Annotated in this window: 12 protein-coding genes; 6 read left to right on the forward strand and 6 right to left on the reverse strand. The window is 60.3% G+C overall.

Features of this window, described 5'->3' with window-relative positions; genetic code table 11:
• Positions 1–53 precede the first annotated feature (53 nt).
• The 6 genes from ACYZT8_RS17635 to ACYZT8_RS17660 all read right to left on the reverse strand — a co-directional run bounded on the left by ACYZT8_RS17635 (position 54) and on the right by ACYZT8_RS17660 (position 6454).
• Positions 54–875: an alpha/beta fold hydrolase gene (locus tag ACYZT8_RS17635; protein WP_461974599.1), complete on the reverse strand. Its 822-nt coding sequence runs from the start codon at positions 873–875 to the stop codon at positions 54–56.
• Between the two features lie 264 nt (positions 876–1139).
• Complete coding sequence (locus ACYZT8_RS17640) at positions 1140–1916, reverse strand: alpha/beta fold hydrolase (protein ID WP_461982522.1); 777 nt, start codon at positions 1914–1916, stop codon at positions 1140–1142.
• 331 nt (positions 1917–2247) lie between these two features.
• Positions 2248–3366: an agmatine deiminase family protein gene (locus tag ACYZT8_RS17645; RefSeq protein ID WP_461974601.1), complete on the reverse strand. Its 1119-nt coding sequence runs from the start codon at positions 3364–3366 to the stop codon at positions 2248–2250.
• A 23-nt stretch (positions 3367–3389) separates the two neighbouring features.
• Positions 3390–4487, reverse strand: a complete 1098-nt coding sequence (locus ACYZT8_RS17650; RefSeq protein ID WP_461974603.1) for an extracellular solute-binding protein — start codon at positions 4485–4487, stop codon at positions 3390–3392.
• 1 nt (position 4488) lies between these two features.
• Positions 4489–5397 carry an N-carbamoylputrescine amidase gene (aguB, locus tag ACYZT8_RS17655; protein WP_461974605.1) on the reverse strand — a complete coding sequence of 303 codons (909 nt, stop codon included), beginning with the start codon at positions 5395–5397 and terminating at the stop codon, positions 4489–4491.
• 4 nt (positions 5398–5401) lie between these two features.
• Positions 5402–6454, reverse strand: a complete 1053-nt coding sequence (locus tag ACYZT8_RS17660; protein WP_461974607.1) for an agmatine deiminase family protein — start codon at positions 6452–6454, stop codon at positions 5402–5404.
• 135 nt (positions 6455–6589) lie between these two features.
• On the opposite strand from ACYZT8_RS17660, the gene ACYZT8_RS17665 reads away from it, so the two are divergent.
• From ACYZT8_RS17665 to ACYZT8_RS17690, 6 genes are all read left to right on the forward strand, one after another.
• The gene (locus ACYZT8_RS17665) at positions 6590–7477 is read left to right on the forward strand and encodes a LysR substrate-binding domain-containing protein (protein ID WP_461974609.1); all 888 of its coding nucleotides are present in this window, start codon (positions 6590–6592) and stop codon (positions 7475–7477) included.
• 601 nt (positions 7478–8078) lie between these two features.
• Positions 8079–9317 (forward strand): non-hydrolyzing UDP-N-acetylglucosamine 2-epimerase, encoded by a 1239-nt coding sequence (gene wecB / locus ACYZT8_RS17670; protein WP_461982524.1) that lies wholly within the window; start codon positions 8079–8081, stop codon positions 9315–9317.
• A 41-nt stretch (positions 9318–9358) separates the two neighbouring features.
• A complete protein-coding gene (locus ACYZT8_RS17675) occupies positions 9359–11572 on the forward strand; it encodes a hypothetical protein (protein WP_461974611.1) in 2214 nt (737 codons plus the stop codon).
• Between the two features lie 12 nt (positions 11573–11584).
• Positions 11585–13699, forward strand: coding sequence for a glycosyl transferase family protein (locus tag ACYZT8_RS17680; RefSeq protein WP_461974613.1), 2115 nt, complete (start codon positions 11585–11587; stop codon positions 13697–13699).
• Positions 13696–16239, forward strand: coding sequence for an NfrA family protein (locus tag ACYZT8_RS17685; RefSeq protein ID WP_461974615.1), 2544 nt, complete (start codon positions 13696–13698; stop codon positions 16237–16239). The genes ACYZT8_RS17680 and ACYZT8_RS17685 overlap by 4 nt, the downstream gene beginning before the upstream one ends.
• 8 nt (positions 16240–16247) lie before the next feature.
• Positions 16248–16901, forward strand: coding sequence for an alginate O-acetyltransferase AlgF (locus tag ACYZT8_RS17690; protein WP_461974617.1), 654 nt, complete (start codon positions 16248–16250; stop codon positions 16899–16901).
• Positions 16902–16905 lie beyond the last annotated feature (4 nt).

The following is a 16905-nucleotide window of genomic DNA, read 5'->3' on the forward strand; positions in this document are numbered from 1 at the left end:
GGTTGCAGGTGCCGCTAGACCTCCCCTATATTTTATGGAAGGCCCACTACGCATCAGCCTTTGATGAACGCCAGCAGATCTGCGTTGATAACCTCTGGGTGCGTGGTACACATGCCGTGCGGATAGCCCTTGTAGACTTTAAGGGTGCCGTTCTTGACCAGTTTGATGGACAGCTCGGCTGAGTCGGCAATCGGTACAATCTGGTCGTCGTCACCGTGCAGGATCAGCACTGGCACTGTGATCTTTTTCAAGTCTTCGGTGAAGTCGGTTTCCGAGAACGCCTTGATGCAGTCGTAGTGTGCTTTCGCGCCGCCCATCATGCCCTGGCGCCACCAGTTCTCCTTCACGCCTTCAGAAACTACGGCGCCTTCACGGTTGTAACCGTAGAACGGAATAGGCACTTCTTTATAGAACTGTGCGCGGTTGGCAGCGAGCGCTGAGCGGAAGCCGTCAAACACGTCCAGCGGCAAACCGCCAGGATTGCTGGCGGACTTGACCATGATCGGCGGAACTGCGCCGATCAATACCGCTTTGGCCACAAGGCCGACGCCATATTGAGCGACATAGCGAGCCACCTCACCGCCGCCGGTGGAGTGGCCGATATGCACGGCGTTCTTTAACTTGAGATGAGCGACCAAAGCTGCAACGTCTGCAGCGTAGGTGTCCATGTCGTTCCCGGTTGAGGTCTGCGTTGAGCGACCATGACCTCGGCGATCATGAGCGATCACTCGATAGCCCTTGGAAACAAAGAACAGCATTTGCGCGTCCCAGTCGTCGGCACTGAGAGGCCAGCCGTGGTGGAAAACGATGGGCTGACCGGTGCCCCAGTCTTTGTAGAAGATTTCGGTGCCGTCGCTGGTGGTGAAGCTGGTCATTTCGTAATGTCCTTCTTTAGTCGGGGCCGAAGTTGCTACCTGGGCAACGTTGCTACCCATCACCATTCCCGAAATCGAACCGGCAGCCAGCGCAGTTGCGCCAACTTTGAGCACCTGCCTGCGAGAACTCGATGGGGCGTTGTATTGATCGGACACAGTACCTCCTGCTCTCGGCATCGCACGAGAGTCAGACTCAGGATCTTGGCTCAACGAGTGAGCGTGAATTAATGCTTGAACGGGTGATGCGAAAGGCTTGGGTGTTTCTCACAGAGCCTTTGCAGCGGCCTCGATGATTTGCGCGACGGGTTTTGGATTGGAAACCATGACTACGTGAGACGCGCCTTTGACCACTACCGTCTGTTTGGACTTCGCCCGCTCAGCCATGAACTTCATGGCTTGTGGGGGAATGTTCTTGTCCTTGTCGCCATAGATCCACCACGAAGGAATGGTTTTCCATGCAGCGTCCGTTGCCGCTTCGTTCAGTGCTTCCTCAGTGACGGGGCGCTGAGTAGCGGCCATCAAACGGGCATCGGCAACAGGGACGTCGGCTGCGAATTGAGCGGGAAACTTATCCTGCTGGATGTAGAGATCCTTACCGCCACCCTCCAGAGCTACTGGAGTGCCTAGCGTTGGGCCAAGGGTCGCCCCCGGGAATTTTCCGGTGAGCGCGACGGCGCTTTCACCGGCTTCAGGTGCAAAAGCGGAGACATACACCAGTGCTTTCACATTGGCTTGTCCATAGGCCGCTTCGCTGATGACCGGGCCCCCATAGGAATGGCCTACCAGCACCACCGGGCTTTTGATGCCCTGGAGCAGATTGGTAATGGATTGGGCGTCGCTTTTAACACTGCGCAACGGGTTGGCGGCAGCAATAACGGTGTAGCCATCTTTCTCAAGAATCTTGATGACGCCATTCCAACTGCTGGAGCCGGCGAAAGCACCGTGAACGAGCACAATGGTCGGTTTGGTTGTGTCGGCCATGGCTGACGTTGCGCCAGCCATCGCAGCGGAAAAGGCCAGATGGGTCACTAATTTATTCATTTTCATACAGAGTTTCTTCCAAGGGTGCACGACAGGTTTGGAGAACACCGAGCATGAATTTGAAGAGCGGGTATTTACCCACACGCTGCCTCTTCGACACGCTAAGCGATAGTCAGATTGGTGCATACGGGGGCAAGTCGATTGTACTCATGTGCTGTTACTTTCAGATCAATTACGGGTGTCGTCAGCGTCCAGACGTTGAAAGCGAGTTCGTACACGTTTAACGGCTGTTTAACGACACTCCGCGCTACCTCCCAAAGGCTACAAATCCTTGCGCCGTTGCCTACGGTGCCAGTACAGCGAAGGCATTGCGCCTTCGCTTCACTCCCGATCAAGCCACCGGCTGATGACTGGTCACACAGTGAATCCCCCCGCCACCCGCCGCGATGGCGTCGATATTCAGCTGCACCACCTCTCGGTCCGGGTACAGCTGCGACAACAGATCAAATGCTTTCGCATCTGCCGAACGATCACCAAACTCAGGCGCAATGACCGCGCCATTCACCAGGAAGTAGTTGATGTAACCCGCAGCAAAGTCCGGGTTGTTGCGGTTGAACTGACTCTTGCGTGGATTGAGTGGCGGCGACAGCGTATGCACTTGCAGCTTTCGACCGTCGGCATCGGTGGCGTTCTTGAGGATCTCCAAATGCGCCAATGTCACTTTCCGATCGTATGACTCGGGGTCGTTGTCGAGGTTGGCGATCACCACGCCGGGCTTGACGAAACGCGCGTAAAAATCGACATGAGCATCGGTGATGTCCTTGCCTTTGATGCCCGGCAGCCAGATGATTTTGCGTAAACCCAAACGCTCTTTCAGTTCTTGCTCGACCTCAGCTTTGGTCCAGTCGGGATTGCGGTTGCGGTTGATCCAGCTGCTTTCGGTCATGATCCCCGTGCCGTGGCCATCCACTTCGATACCACCGCCCTCGCCCACCAACTCGCTGCGCAGGTAACGGGCGTCCGCAGTGTCGGCCACCAAAGCGGCCAGTTGCGCGTCCTTGTCGTGCTGCTGTTTGTTGCCCCAGCCGTTGAAGTTGAAATCCACCGCGCCGAGTCCGCCTTCGCCGTCGATGACGAAGTTGGCGCCGATATCGCGCATCCAGATGTCGTCGAGTTCGGTGGTGACGTAGGTGATGTTGGTGGTGCCGCACTGTTGTTCGGCCAGGCTGCGCTCACGCTGGCGGCAGAACACGGTGACCGGCTCATAGTGGGCGATGGTGCTGGCGATCAGGCCGATAGCCGCTTGCACATGGGGCGTGAAATCCTCCCAGATGGCTTTCTGTGCGCCGAACGCGATGAAGGCTCGCTCGTGTTGGTCGCCCTCATCCGGCATGCGCCAGCGACCTTGGGTCGCCGCGTGCACTGGCGTAAGGCTGAAGCCGATGGAGGCGGCGGCGCCGAGTCCGGCAATGACCGACACCTGTTTGATGAAATCCCGACGCGTCGGCATGTGTGGATCCTTGTGTGAAGCACTCATTTTGCGGTGGCCGTCTTGAATTTTGTCCAGGTGCGCATACGCGCGCGCATGTCGGACTGAGGTATGTCCTTGCCCGGAATCAGCCGCGCATAGGTCGCTTCATCGAGGTAGATGTCCGGGTTGTTGCGCATTGTCGCATCGACGTCCGGCCGGGCTTTGGCGTTGGAGGTCGGGTAGCCGGTGAAGTTGCTGATGGCGGCCATGTTCTGCGGGCGCATGACAAAGTTGATGAACGCATAGGCGTACTCCGGGTGTTTGGCGTCCACTGGAATCGCCATGGTGTCCATCCACACCGTGGTGCCTTCGCGGGGAACGCGGTACTCGAACCGGGTGTGCTTGCCGGCACTGTCCGATGTCCGTTGTGCCTGGGTCATGTCGCCGCTGTAACCGAGGGACAGGCACAGGTTGCCGTTCACCAGGTCGGTCACGGGTTGCGACTGGAACTTGCGAATGTACGGTCGCAGTTTCATCAGCAACTCACTCGCCGCGGCCAGGTCTTCAGGCTTGGCGCTGCGTGGCTCGCGGCCCAGATAATTGAGCACCACCGCCAGCACTTCGTCCGGCGAATCGATCATCGAGATACCGCAGTCGGCAAACTTTGCGGCCAGTTCCGGTTTGAACAGCATGTCGAGGCTGTTGACCGGGGCATCCGGCGAACGCTGTTTGATCTGCTCATCATTGTAGGTCACGCCGATGGTGCCCCACGTGTAGGGGACGGTGGCCTTGCTCGACGTTTCATACTGCCGGCGCAGCTTCTGCAAACCGGGTTCGATGTCATCCACAGCGGTGAGTTTTGAGCGGTCCAGCGGCAGCAGGCTGCCGGCGCGCATCAAGCGTTCGGCGACGGTGTCGCCGGGGAAAATCAGGTCATAACCGCTGTTGCCGGCCAGCATCTTGGCTTCCAGCGTTTCGCTGCCATCCATGACGTCGTAGATCACCTTGATCCCGGTTTCGGCGGTGAATTTGGTCAACGTGTCTTCGGCGAAGTAATCGGCCCAGTTGTAGAGCCTCAGGGTTTTCTCTTCAGCATGCAGCGACGACGAGGCGATTGCCAATCCCAAGGCGCCGAGCAACAGCTTGTGGGGAATGCGCATGTCAGACTCCTTGAGTGTTCCAGCGTGCATGAAGGTGACGACCGTCCTGACTCAACAACGCCCCATACATGTCCGGGCGACGGTCGCGGTAAATGCCCCAGCTCAGGCGTTCTTCGCGCATGGCGGCCAGGTCCAGGCTGTGGACCAGCACGCCGGTGCTGTCACGGTCGGCCTCGGCGAGCAACTTGCCCTTGTGGTTGCAGATAAACGACGAGCCGTAAAAGCTCATCTGCAAGTCCGGATCGGTGGTCGCCACTTCTCGGCCGACGCGATTGGACGCCACCACCGGCAGGATGTTGGCAGCGGCATGGCCGCGCATGGTCATCTGCCAGTGGTCACGGGAATCCAGCGCGGCGCAACCCGGTTCAGAGCCGATGGCGGTGGGAAACAGCAAGACTTCGGCGCCCATCAATGCCAGGCAGCGGGCGGTTTCGGGGAACCACTGATCCCAGCAGATTCCCACGCCGATGCGCCCGAACGCGGTGTCCCAGACACGGAAGCCGGTGTCGCCGGGGCTGAAGTATTCCTTCTCCTGATAACCGATGGCGTTGGGAATGTGGGTCTTGCGATACACCCCCAGCAAGCGCCCGTCGGCATCGGCCACGCTCAAGGAGTTGAAGTAGGCATTGCCGGCCTTTTCGAACCAGCTCAGCGGCAGCACCACGCCCAATTCCTTGGCCAACGCAGCAAAGCGTTTGAGTACCTCGCTGTATCGATATTCTTCGGCCAACGCCAAATGTTTATGGCTTTGTTCGATGCAGAAGTACGGTGTGGCGAACAGCTCTTGCAACAGGATGACCTGGGCGCCCTTCGCCGCCGCTTCACGGACCAATTGCTCGGCCTGATCGAGGTTCTTCGGCAGGTCCCAGGTGCAAGGCATTTGGGTGGTGGCAATCGTCAAGAGGGTCATGGGGTCAACCCTCCACTGGCCAGGCCGGCTGTTGCTGGGTGATGCAATGCACCCCGCCGCCACCGTGGGCCAGGTGATTGATCCGCACTGGCACCACTTCGCGCCCGGGGAATGCCTGAGCCAATACTTCGGCCGCTGCGTTGTCGGCGTCGATGCCATAGGCCGGCATGATGATCGCGTTGTTGGCGATGTAGAAATTGGTGTACGAGGCACAGAAAACTTCGGCTTCGGTGTCCACGGCATCGGTGGCTTCATAGAGCTCGATCAGCTCGAACTTGCGCCCTTGGGCATCGGTGGCCAGTTCCAGCGCGCGACGGTTTTCCCGTGCAACTTCGGCGTACACAGAGTGCTTGTCGTGGGTGGCGTCCACCAGCAACACACCGGGACGCGCGAAGGCACACACGCCATCGACATGCCCGTCGGTCATGTCACCGGTCACGTAGTCCGGATCACCCGGCAGCCAGATGGTTTTCTTCACGCCGAGCAGACGGGTGAAAATCTCCTCGATCTCGGCCTTGGTCATGCCCGGGTTGCGATTGGGGTTGAGCAACACCGACTCGGTGGTGATCAGCGTGCCCTCGCCGTCGACATGAATCGCGCCGCCTTCGTTACTCAGCGGGGTGCCGAAACACGGCACGCCGAGGCGATTGAGTGCGCGACGCGCCAGGCTTTCGTCCAGGTTATGCAGCGACTTGCCACCCCAGGCGTTGAAGCGCCAGCTCACCCCGCCCAGGCCGTGTTGCGGATGACAGACGAAGCTCGGGCCGGAATCACGGCACCAACTGTCGTTGACCGCTAACGGGATCAGTTCGATGTTGGGTCCACACAGCGCTTTGGCACTCGCGACAGCCGACGGGTCGACCACCATTTTTACCGGTTCGAAACGGGCGATGGCGTTGGCCACCCGGGCGAAATCCTCTTGCACCAGCGGCAAGGTAACGCCCCACCCCGACTCCCAGAGCGCCTGGTTGTGCGGCCAGACCATCCAGGTCGCGGCGTGCTTGACCCACTCTGCCGGCATCCACCAGCCACTGTTTTGAAGTTCGCTCTGCTGCATGATAAAAAGCCCTTTAGTTAAGCCATTGTGTTCAATGAAAACTGCCTTGGCGGTCTTGGCATGCATGCTACGGCTGTAAAAAAGGGCGAACAAACGATGGATTTTGTAGAAAAGTGATTAGAGGAACTTATCGATATGCTCAAACACTGGCCTCCGCTCGGCACCCTTCGCGGCTTTGAAGCCGCCGCCCGCCTTGGCAGTTTTCACAAGGCCGCCGACGAGTTGCACCTGACCCAGTCGGCGATCAGCCAGCAGATCCGCACGCTTGAGGCCTACCTTGAGCAGCCGTTGTTCTTTCGCAGTGGGCGCAGCGTCAGCCTGACCGATGCCGGGCATGATTTGCTCAGCACCACCCAGGCGTTATTGCAGCAACTGGCAGTCGGCATTCGTCGCCTCGGGCAATACCAGAAACCCAACCAACTCGTGCTGAACACCACGCCGACGTTCGCCCGTCACTGGCTGCTGCCACGACTGGGAGATTTTCGTCGGCAGCATCCGGAGGTCGACCTGTGGATTTTCAGCACCGATGAAGTCCCGGACATGGCCACCCAGACCATCGACCTCGCGGTGCGTGATGACATCAGCTCCCAGGCCGAGTGCAGCTTCAAGGTGCTGCACGCTGACCGCCTCTACCCGGCCTGTCACCCGGACCTGTTGGCGATGCCCGTCGAGCAGCGCACCACCCTGCACGGCGAGCGGGAAATGGATTGGAGTCATTGGGCGGTGGAGGCTGGTATCGATGTCGGCCAGAAGGATCAGGGGCTGAATTTCTCCGATCCTGGCCTGCTGCTGGACGCGGCGTGCGCGGGGCTCGGCATCGCGCTGGTCAGCCAATTACTGAGTCGGTCAGCGCGGGACAGCGGACAGTTGCAACCGTTGGTGGAAGACACCATTCGCGGCCCGAACTGGGCGTTGCTGACCCACCGTGACAGCGAGAACAATCCGCTGGCGCGAAGCTTCGTCGAATGGCTGCTGAATAACCTGGAGGCATCAAGCCAGACGACGTCCGCACTTGCGACATGAATGGGTGCGCGACAGTTCGCCAGCCAAGTACGTCGGCGAAGTTCCCATTTCACAACAGAACACTCTGCCCGCTACTCTTGCGCGACAGCGCTTTTACAAGAAACTTTATTAGTTCAAAAATAATATCCAGTGTATTGTGACATTATTCAGGCGCCATATAAGTGACTGGCACTTCAAAAAACAACACCGTGAATATGCTCAATCGCGACTGTCCCAACCAAACAATAATTCACGCGCACCGACGAACGGAAACACAATAATAATCACCATTAAAATCAACCACTTAAGATGCGAATAACAACCAAAACAAAACTTGTCAAAAAACACAAAACCATAAAAAGACAGACCCTAATTACAAAAGTTTCAAACTTATTTATTAAATATAAAATCCAATATAACGCTTTAAAACATCTCTCTTCGATGCTAATAATCCGGCCGCTTCCGGGTTTACAGGCGATACACCCTCTCACACGAAGTGAACATCAGCACCCACGCTGATCCCCCGGCATTAATCAAATCCAAATAACACCCGCTTGCTCAAGTCTCAATAAAACTTGGGCCTGCAGTGTGCTGCGCACTAAAACTGCGCAAGGAAGACATCATCGCTCGTCATCATTCAAGGATTAAAATCCTGTCGATCTTCGGTACCCGTCCAGAAGCCATCAAGATGGCACCTCTGGTCAAAGCCCTCGCTGCGGAACCTGGCATTCACTCGCAGATATGCATCACCGGCCAACATCAAAGCATGCTGAAACAGGTGCTGGATCTGTTCGAGCTCAAGGCCGATTACACCCTCGATGTGATGACGCCGCACCAAACGCTCAACTCGCTGACAGCGGCGCTTTACGGGGCGATTGACCCGGTGCTGGAAGTGACCTGCCCGGACCGGGTGCTGGTGCACGGCGACACCACTTCGGCCATGGTCGCCGCGATGGCGGCGTTCCATCGCCGCATCCCGGTCGGCCATGTGGAAGCCGGGCTGCGCACCGGTGATATCTACAGCCCGTGGCCGGAAGAAATGAACCGTCGTTGCATCGACCTGGGGGCGGACATGCTGTTCGCGCCAACCCACGAGTCGCGCCAGAACCTGCTCGACGAACGCTTGCAGGGCAGCACCTTCGTGACCGGCAATACGGTGATCGACGCGTTGCAGATGACCGCGCGGCGCATTGAGCAAGACGCTGACCTGCGTGCAAGCCTGGACCGCCAGTTCTCGTTCCTGCAGGCCGGCCGCAAGGTCCTTTTGGTGACCGGGCATCGTCGGGAAAATTTCGGCGAAGGCTTCCTGGACATCTGCAAGGCCTTGAGCGAACTGGCTCGGCGTACGGATATCCAGATCGTCTATCCGGTGCACTTGAACCCCAATGTCATGGGCCCGGTCACCGAGCATCTGGGCGGCCTACCCAACGTGCACCTGATCCAGCCGCTGGATTACCTGGCCTTCGTGCGCCTGATGCAACGGGCGCACGTGATCCTCACCGACTCCGGTGGCGTACAGGAAGAAGCACCGTCCCTGGGTAAACCGGTGCTGGTCATGCGTGATGTGACCGAGCGCCCGGAAGCTGTCGCGGCGGGCACTGTGCGCCTGGTCGGCACCTCGCCAGGCTCGATCATCGCCGGCGTCAACGCGCTGTTCGATGACGACCTGCTGTGGCGTCGTTGCTCCCAGGCGGCCAACCCTTACGGCGACGGCAAGGCCAGCGCGCGCATCGTCGATGCCCTGATGGGTCGCCCGGTGGATGATTTCATCGTCGCCGGTCAGTCCTTGCCCAAGTTCCTGCACTACCCGTCAGCACAGCCTGTGCCCGAGAAAAATTACCCGGCTTTTACCTCTCGATAAACCAAACCGTTGCTCCCCTTATCAGCTCGAGATCTACCTGAATGAAGTCTTCCGTTGCCATCCAAACGGGTGCGCTCAGCGCCCTTGCCTGTGGCGTGAGCCTGCTCGCGCTCATGCCGACCTTCGCCTTGGCCGCGGACAGCCCGCTCACCCAGGCGATCAACCGACTCAACGCCGACACCCGACAAGAGCGTGAGGTGCGCTTGAGCGATCTGGGGATCGACGCACCGATCATCCTCGGCTCCACCGATGCCCGCCGCGAACTGTATTTGCCGGTGCCGGCAGGCGTGCCGCTGACGGATGCGACATTGAATTTCGACGCCAGTTACCTCAACGGCGAAGGTGGCCGCAATACGTTGCTGCTGTCGCTGGACGGTTATCCGGTGCGTGCCCAAGGGCTCAGCGAACCTCAGGGTGACGCCAGTGCCACGCTGGGCGTGGACAAGAAAGCGCGGGACAGCGGCTCAGTGCGCCTGGGCATTGCCTGGTCGTCGATCGTGTCCCGTGTGTTGTGCGAAGACGAACGTGCCATCGGCAACGTCTTGCGTATCGAGCCGGACACCCGCCTCACTTACAGCTACGACGCCAGCCAGTTACGGGACGTCGGGGCTGCGTGGACGGCATTGCCTGGCAAACCGAGGATCATGGTCGCACCGGGCACCTTATCTGCCGAAAGCTACGATTCGGCGTGGCGTCTGGGTGTGGCGCTGGAGCGGATTGGCAAGCACAGCCAGATCCTGCCCTTCCCTGCCGTACAAGACAGCGTCGACCTGAGTGGCCTGCGCATCCCGGCCGAACTGCAAGGTATTCCAGCGTTCGCCAGCCTCAACGGCAAAGGTCCGCACACCCTGGCGAACCCGGCGGAGATAGGCGCATTGCTGATGTTGGGCCAGACGCCTAACGTCCAGGCGGACCTGGCGGTCAACGACCCGCAACTGCTCAAGGCCGTCAACGAATCCCTCGACGCGCTGCAGAGCCAGATCCAGGGCCTCGACGCCACGGCAGCCAACGCCTTCACGCAATGGCGTGAACGCCATATCAACGCAGGCCTGGTCGCCGCCGGCACTGACAACGTGCGCCTGGCGCTGCTCGGCACACGTCCGGTGCTGATGATCGCACCACAAGCGACCGGCAAGGCGCTGGCCTTGTTCAGTACAGCCTGGAACAAATTGGCACGCAGTCGCCAATTGACGATCAGCGAAGCCCAGATGCCCTTGAGCACAGACGGCCGTGTGGCTTTGTCGCGGCTGGGCGGCAAGCCCGGCGCCATCGACGTGCTGGCCAAATCCGACTGGAGCACCTCGTTCCCTCTGGGCAGCGTGGCTTACGACGGTCGCTTGCCGGTGAAGGCTGTGGTCGATGTGTCTGCCGCGCCCGGCGCCTCGGACACCGCGCCGGTGGCCTCGCTGTTTCTCAATGACTATCTGATTGGTGCGCAGCAACTTGTGGCCAACGGTGAACAGCAACGCATCGAAGCACGCATCCCGCGTTATGCCGTGGGTGCCACGAACGTGCTGCGCGTGTCGTTCCAGCGCCAGCCAGTGAGTGATCGCTGCCTGGAAACACCACAAGCTTTCCCGGTGTCGGTGTTGCCGACCAGCCACATCGTGCTGGATAAAACCGCGTTAGGTGATGACTTCTCCGGCATGGCGGCGCGCTTTGCCGTGGACACGCAACTCCTGGTGCCGCAGGCCTACCTCGATCATCCGGCGAGCAGCTTGCCGCAAGTGATTTCGGTCGCCGATGCCGCTGGTGTCTCGCCGCTGCGGGCGCAATTGAAGGTCGTCACTGACCCGAAAGCCTCGGTCACGCTGGACAAGGCCTTCCTCGCCTTCGAGCTGCCGATCAAGGACAGCAAGGAATCGGTGCAGGTCGATGAGCAGGGGCGCCTGCGCATCAATCACAAGGATCAGGTGTTGCTGGACGTGCATCCCCTTAACAACCTGGCCTCGTTGCAAGTGGTCGATTCCGGCGGCCAGCACGGTCTGGTCTATCGCGCTCTGGGCAGTGATGCACCGCGCTTCGCCAAACAGATTCTGCTGAGCCGCGGCGACGTGGCCATCCTCGGTGACAACGGTGCACTGACCACCTTCGACACTCAAGATCCAAACGGCAGCCAATTGATCGACAACGAAGAACCCAAGGGCCTCGATGCCTGGCGTACACCGTCGCTGTTGTGGCTGATTCCGGGTGGCATCCTGTTGGTTCTCATCCTGTTGCTGGCTGGCCGTAACGCCCGTCGCAATCGCCAGTAACGGAACCTTTCGATGACGTCGCTCTATTGGCCCTATTGGCTGGCCCACTACTACAGCTTCCTGGAAATCTCGACCATCGTGGTCGCGGTGCTGATCCTGATCTCCAGCCTGGACGATCTGTTCATTGACCTGTGGTACTGGTCTCGCCGCCTGTTTCGCAAGTTCACCACGGACCGAAAATACCGGCCGCTGACCGTCGAGCAGTTGATGGCCCGGGATGAACAGCCGCTGGCGATCATGGTCCCGGCCTGGCTGGAATATGACGTCATCGCGCCGATGATCGAGAACATGGTGTCGACCCTCGACTACCAGAACTATGTGGTCTTCGTCGGCACCTACATCAATGACCAGCGCACCATCGATGAAGTGGAGCGCATGCGTCGGCGCTACAAGCAGCTGCATCGCGTGGAAGTCCCGCATGCCGGGCCGACCTGCAAGGCCGACTGTCTGAACTGGGTGATCCAGGCGATCTTCCTGCACGAGAAAACCCACGGCATGACCTTCGCCGGCGTCGTGCTGCACGACAGCGAAGACGTGCTGCACCCGATGGAATTGCGTCTGTTCAACTACTTGCTCCCGCGCAAGGACATGATCCAGTTGCCCGTGGTTTCGCTGGAGCGCAACTGGTACGAATGGGTGGCCGGCACCTACATGGACGAATTTGCCGAATGGCACGGCAAGGATCTGGTGGTGCGTGAAAGCATGACCGATACAGTGCCGTCTGCCGGGGTCGGCACCTGTTTCTCACATCGCGCCTTGCGGGTGCTGGCCGGGGAAACCCAGAACCAGCCGTTCAACACGGACAGCCTCACTGAGGACTACGACGTCGGCGCGCGTTTGGCCAAGGTCGGCATGAACGCGATCTTCGTGCGTTTCCCGGTGCAGTTTCGCGTGTTGCGTAAATCATGGTTTCGCAAGCCTTACGAATCGACCCTGCGGATGCCGTTGTGCGTGCGCGAATTCTTTCCCGATACCTTCCGCACCGCGTTTCGCCAGAAAGCCCGATGGACACTGGGCATCGGCCTGCAAGGCTGGGAACAAATGGGCTGGAACGGTTCGCTGGCCAACCGGTATCTGCTGTTTCGTGACCGCAAAGGCGTGGTGACGGCGTTCGTCAGCATCATCGCCTACGTGATTCTGGTGCAGTTGCTGGGCCTGATCATCCTGCGCCAGAGCGGGCTGTGGGACGTGAGTTTCCCGACGCCGTTCGAGACCAATGGCTTCATCAAATACTTGTTGCTGGCCAACGGTATTGCACTGGCCTGGCGCATTGCGCACCGCTGCTATTTCACCACCGTGCTGTACGGCTGGCAGCATGGTTTGCTGTCCATCCCGCGCATGGTCGTGGGCAACTTCGTCAACTTCATGGCCGCGTCACGGGCCTGGCGCATGTTCCTGGTCGGCAAGGTGATGAACCGCAAACTGGTGTGGGACAAGACCATGCACGACTTCCCCTCCACCGACCTGGTCGCTGCCGCACCGCGCAAGCTGGGCAGCGTGTTGCTGTCCTGGCAAGCGATCAACGAAACCGACCTGCAGAGCGCCCTCATCGAACAGAAAACCCGGCACATGCCGTTGGGGCGGATTTTGCTCAGCAACGGCTGGCTGGACGACGAGACGCTGGCGGAAGCCATCGCTTTCCAGAACGACCTGCCGCGGGTGTTCGATGTGGCCCACAAGGCACAGGAATCGACCCTTACTTTGGACGATGAATTCGCTCTGCGCTGGCGCGTGGTGCCGGTTGGCTTGAATGCCGACGGACGAGCACAACTGGCCGTGGCCAGCCCGTTGCCGGCCGAAGGCCTGCAACAAGTCAGCGAGGTGCTGGGCAGCGAACCGGTGCAGCTGATTGCCCGGGAAAGCGAAATCGTCGCGCAGTTGCGTCTACTGAACGTGCGCGATGGCCAAGCCGTGCCGGACGCCCGCGCACCACTGCTGGGTGATCTGTTGATTGAAATGGGCCTGCTGGATCGCGACGTGTTCAACCGCACCATGTTGCAGTACCGCCCGCAGCGTCACGGACGCATCGGCGACTATCTGGTGGACAGCGGCGTGCTGCCCCGCGCCACCATCGAAAAGGCCGTGGCACGTCAGCACAGCCACTACCCTGCGGAGCTTGCGACATGAATCGCCCCTTGCTGACCCTCATGGCCACGGGGCTGAGCCTGCTACCTGCGCTGGCTCACGCCGAAACGCTGCCATTGCCGTTGACCGGTCCGGCCTATGTCACCGCCAACGAGGCGTACAGCGCCTACGAGCGCAAAGACTACGACCTGGCCATCGCCAAGGCCCGCGAAGCGTTGCGTCAGCGCGCCGATATCACCCGTTTGAACACGTTGATCGTGCTGGCTCAGCGCGACAAGGACCTGCGTGATCATCCCAAGCGCTACTCCCCTTCGCGTCAGGCCCCAGGCTTCGGCGCCGCGGCCCAAGCGTTCAAGGCTTATGATCGCGATGACTTCGGTGCTGCTGCACAGGCGTCACGCAAAGCCATCGCTCAGGCACCCAAACGCATGGATTATCGATTGCTGCTGATCGAGTCGTTACAGCGCCAACAGCATTTGCAGGAAGCAGATCAGGCCACCACCCAGGCACTGGCCGTGTTCCCGGACGACGATACGTTACTGATGCGCCGCGAAGCGATTCGTCGGCAACTGGCCGCACCGCTGGCGGTTGAGGGGTATCGCGCCCTGGAGCAAGGCAACGTGCCCTACGCCGTGGACCAGGCCAGGAAAGCCGTCGCCTGGGCACCGGAGATCGGTGCCAATCAGCAACTGCTGATCAGCGCCCTGCTCGCGGCCAAGGATTACCGAGGAGCCGAGCTGGCCGCGTCCGGCGCACTGGCTCAGGACGATGGGGAAATCGCACCGTGGATTCTGCGCAGCTACGCCCTGGATCGTCAGGGCAAAACAGCAGCGGCCGAGGCTGACCTGAATCACGCCCTGGCCATCGATGGTCTTCTGGAAACGGAAACCCGCGACATTCGCTTTTTCGCCGCCGACGCCGCACTGGCCCATGGCGAACCTCAGCAGGCACTCGATCATCTACAGCGACTGACCGAAGATGACGGCGGCGAAGTGGCCCGCCGACGCACGGCCGCCAGAATGGCGCTGCGACAGAAAAACAACGGCCTTAACGCTGTTGCCCAGTTCCCGGCACCGGCGTTGAACTGTCAGGAAACGGCCTTCGGCCTGGTCTGCGATATCTGGCCGGGCAACCAGCGCGACGGCGGAACCGACAAAGCCGGCCAAGCCTACGCGGCCCTGGCCGGCAATGACCCCGCATCAGCGGTCGTCCTCGCGAACGAAGCGATTACCCGTGCGCCGCAGAATCCGGCATACCGGCGCCTGCTGGTCAGCGCCCTGAGCGACCAGAAACGTGCGCCCGAAGCCATCGCGGCGGCCAGCGAAGGTCTCAAGCTCAGCGGCGATGACGCGCGGTTGCTGGCCCAGCGTGGTCGTCTGCGCCAGCAAGCGGGTGACGATGTCGGAGCTCGCCAGGACTTTACCAAAGCCCTGGCGCTGGGCAGCTTGCCCGCTTACGAAGAGGCCAGTTTGTATAGCGCCATCGGCCAGCGCCGCACCGCACGCGAACGACTGCAACAAGCGCGAGACACGGGCGAACTGGAATCGATGAGCGACCTGCAAATCGCTTACTTGTCGGTCCAGGCCGGCGACGATGACGGTGCCCACGCATCGTTCCGCAAGGCCGATGCCGACACCCGACTCACGCCGACAGCCACGCAGGATGCGGCCTACAACGCAATGCGGGTCAACGACGACGAGCAAGCCGTCACCTACTTCAAGCGAGTCATCGACGCAAACAATGCCGGTGAACTGGACCTGTCCCCGCAGCAGCAGTTCGACACCCGTCGCGCCGTGGCCGATGTGTCGCGCACCTGGGGCTTGACCAACACCACCAGTTATCGTGGCAACAGTACCAGCAGCGGCCTGAGTTCGGCCCCGAGCGGCGGCAATAGCAGCAATGACAGCCTGCAAAACAGTACCGAATTGTCGTGGCGCCCTTTGGGTTATCGCAACGCCCGTTTTGTCGAACTCTACGGCCGCGTCACCGACACGCTGTGGAGCAAGAACAGCGATTCGGACACCGGTTTCGATGCGCTGCAAGGCGCCGTGGGTGTACGGGTCAAACCCTTCACGTCGTTGAACGTGATGGCCGCCGTCGAGCGCACGTTCCCTTTGGGATCGTCGGACGTCGACGGAGACTGGCTGCTGCGTCTGGGCTATGGCTCAAGCGTCGGGACCGATCTGCGGGTCGACGCCTCCAGCTGGTGGACCTCGCAGTTGTTCGCTGAAGCCGGTCATTACGTCAACGACTCGCGCGACTATTTCAACAGCGAATGGCAGGTCGGCCGCAGCTACGCAATCGGTGGCGCAGGTTCGCGCTGGGTGACGTTCCCCCATGTGGTGGCCGCGTTCGATTACGACTCGAAGATGAACAGCGGGACCGACTCCGACGGCAAGTCTGACTCATCGTCCGGCAAGGCGGGAGGTATCGGTGTCGGCAACAACGTCCGCTACTGGTTCCGCGAGGATGCGTACAACGCGCCCCGCTCCTATGTCGACTTCTCCTTGCAGTACCGCGTCAAGGTGCTGGGCGATGACCGCGCTCAAGGTGTCTTCGGTCGCCTGACTTATTCCTATTGAGGACTCGCATGAACATTCGATTCTGTTTGTGGTCGGGACTTGGGCTGATCCCGATGTGGGCAAACGCCGCCCCTGAAATTGCCCAACTGTACGCGCCAAAACTGCCCGAGGGTTCGGCCTGGGTGCGGGTGGTCAACCCCTCCGACACCGCCATGCACGTCCAGCTGGGCCAAGGCGCGAGCTTCGCCCTTTCTGCACAAGCCACGGTGGCCAGTCCTTTCCAGGTCGTGGACTCGCGACAACCGCTGCAAGTGACCGTCAATGGTCGCGAGATCAAAGGCCTGAGTGCGCCGAAAAGTGCGTGGGTCACGCTGATTCTCGACAGCGACCCGGCACGAGCGCCACGCCTGGTCATCGACCCACCGCTACGCGGCAAAGACCTGCGTGCCGAACTCAACGTCTACAACCTGGCCAACGGTTGCGAAAAGGCCGGAGTCAAACTGGCTAACAGTGCCCCGGTATTCAATCAGGTGCCGTTCAACGGACAAGCCCAGCGCACGATCAACCCGGTACAGGCGACGCTGGTTGCCAGTTGCGAGCAGAACACCAGCCTGCCGTTCAAGCTGGCGCCCTTCAAGGCCGGCGATCGTTATAGCCTGTTCCTGGTCGGCTCCGGGCAAGCTCCGCGCCTGATTGGCCTTGTCGACCAGACCGCGCCATGAGGCT

The organism is Pseudomonas sp. LB3P93, from assembly GCF_054898025.1.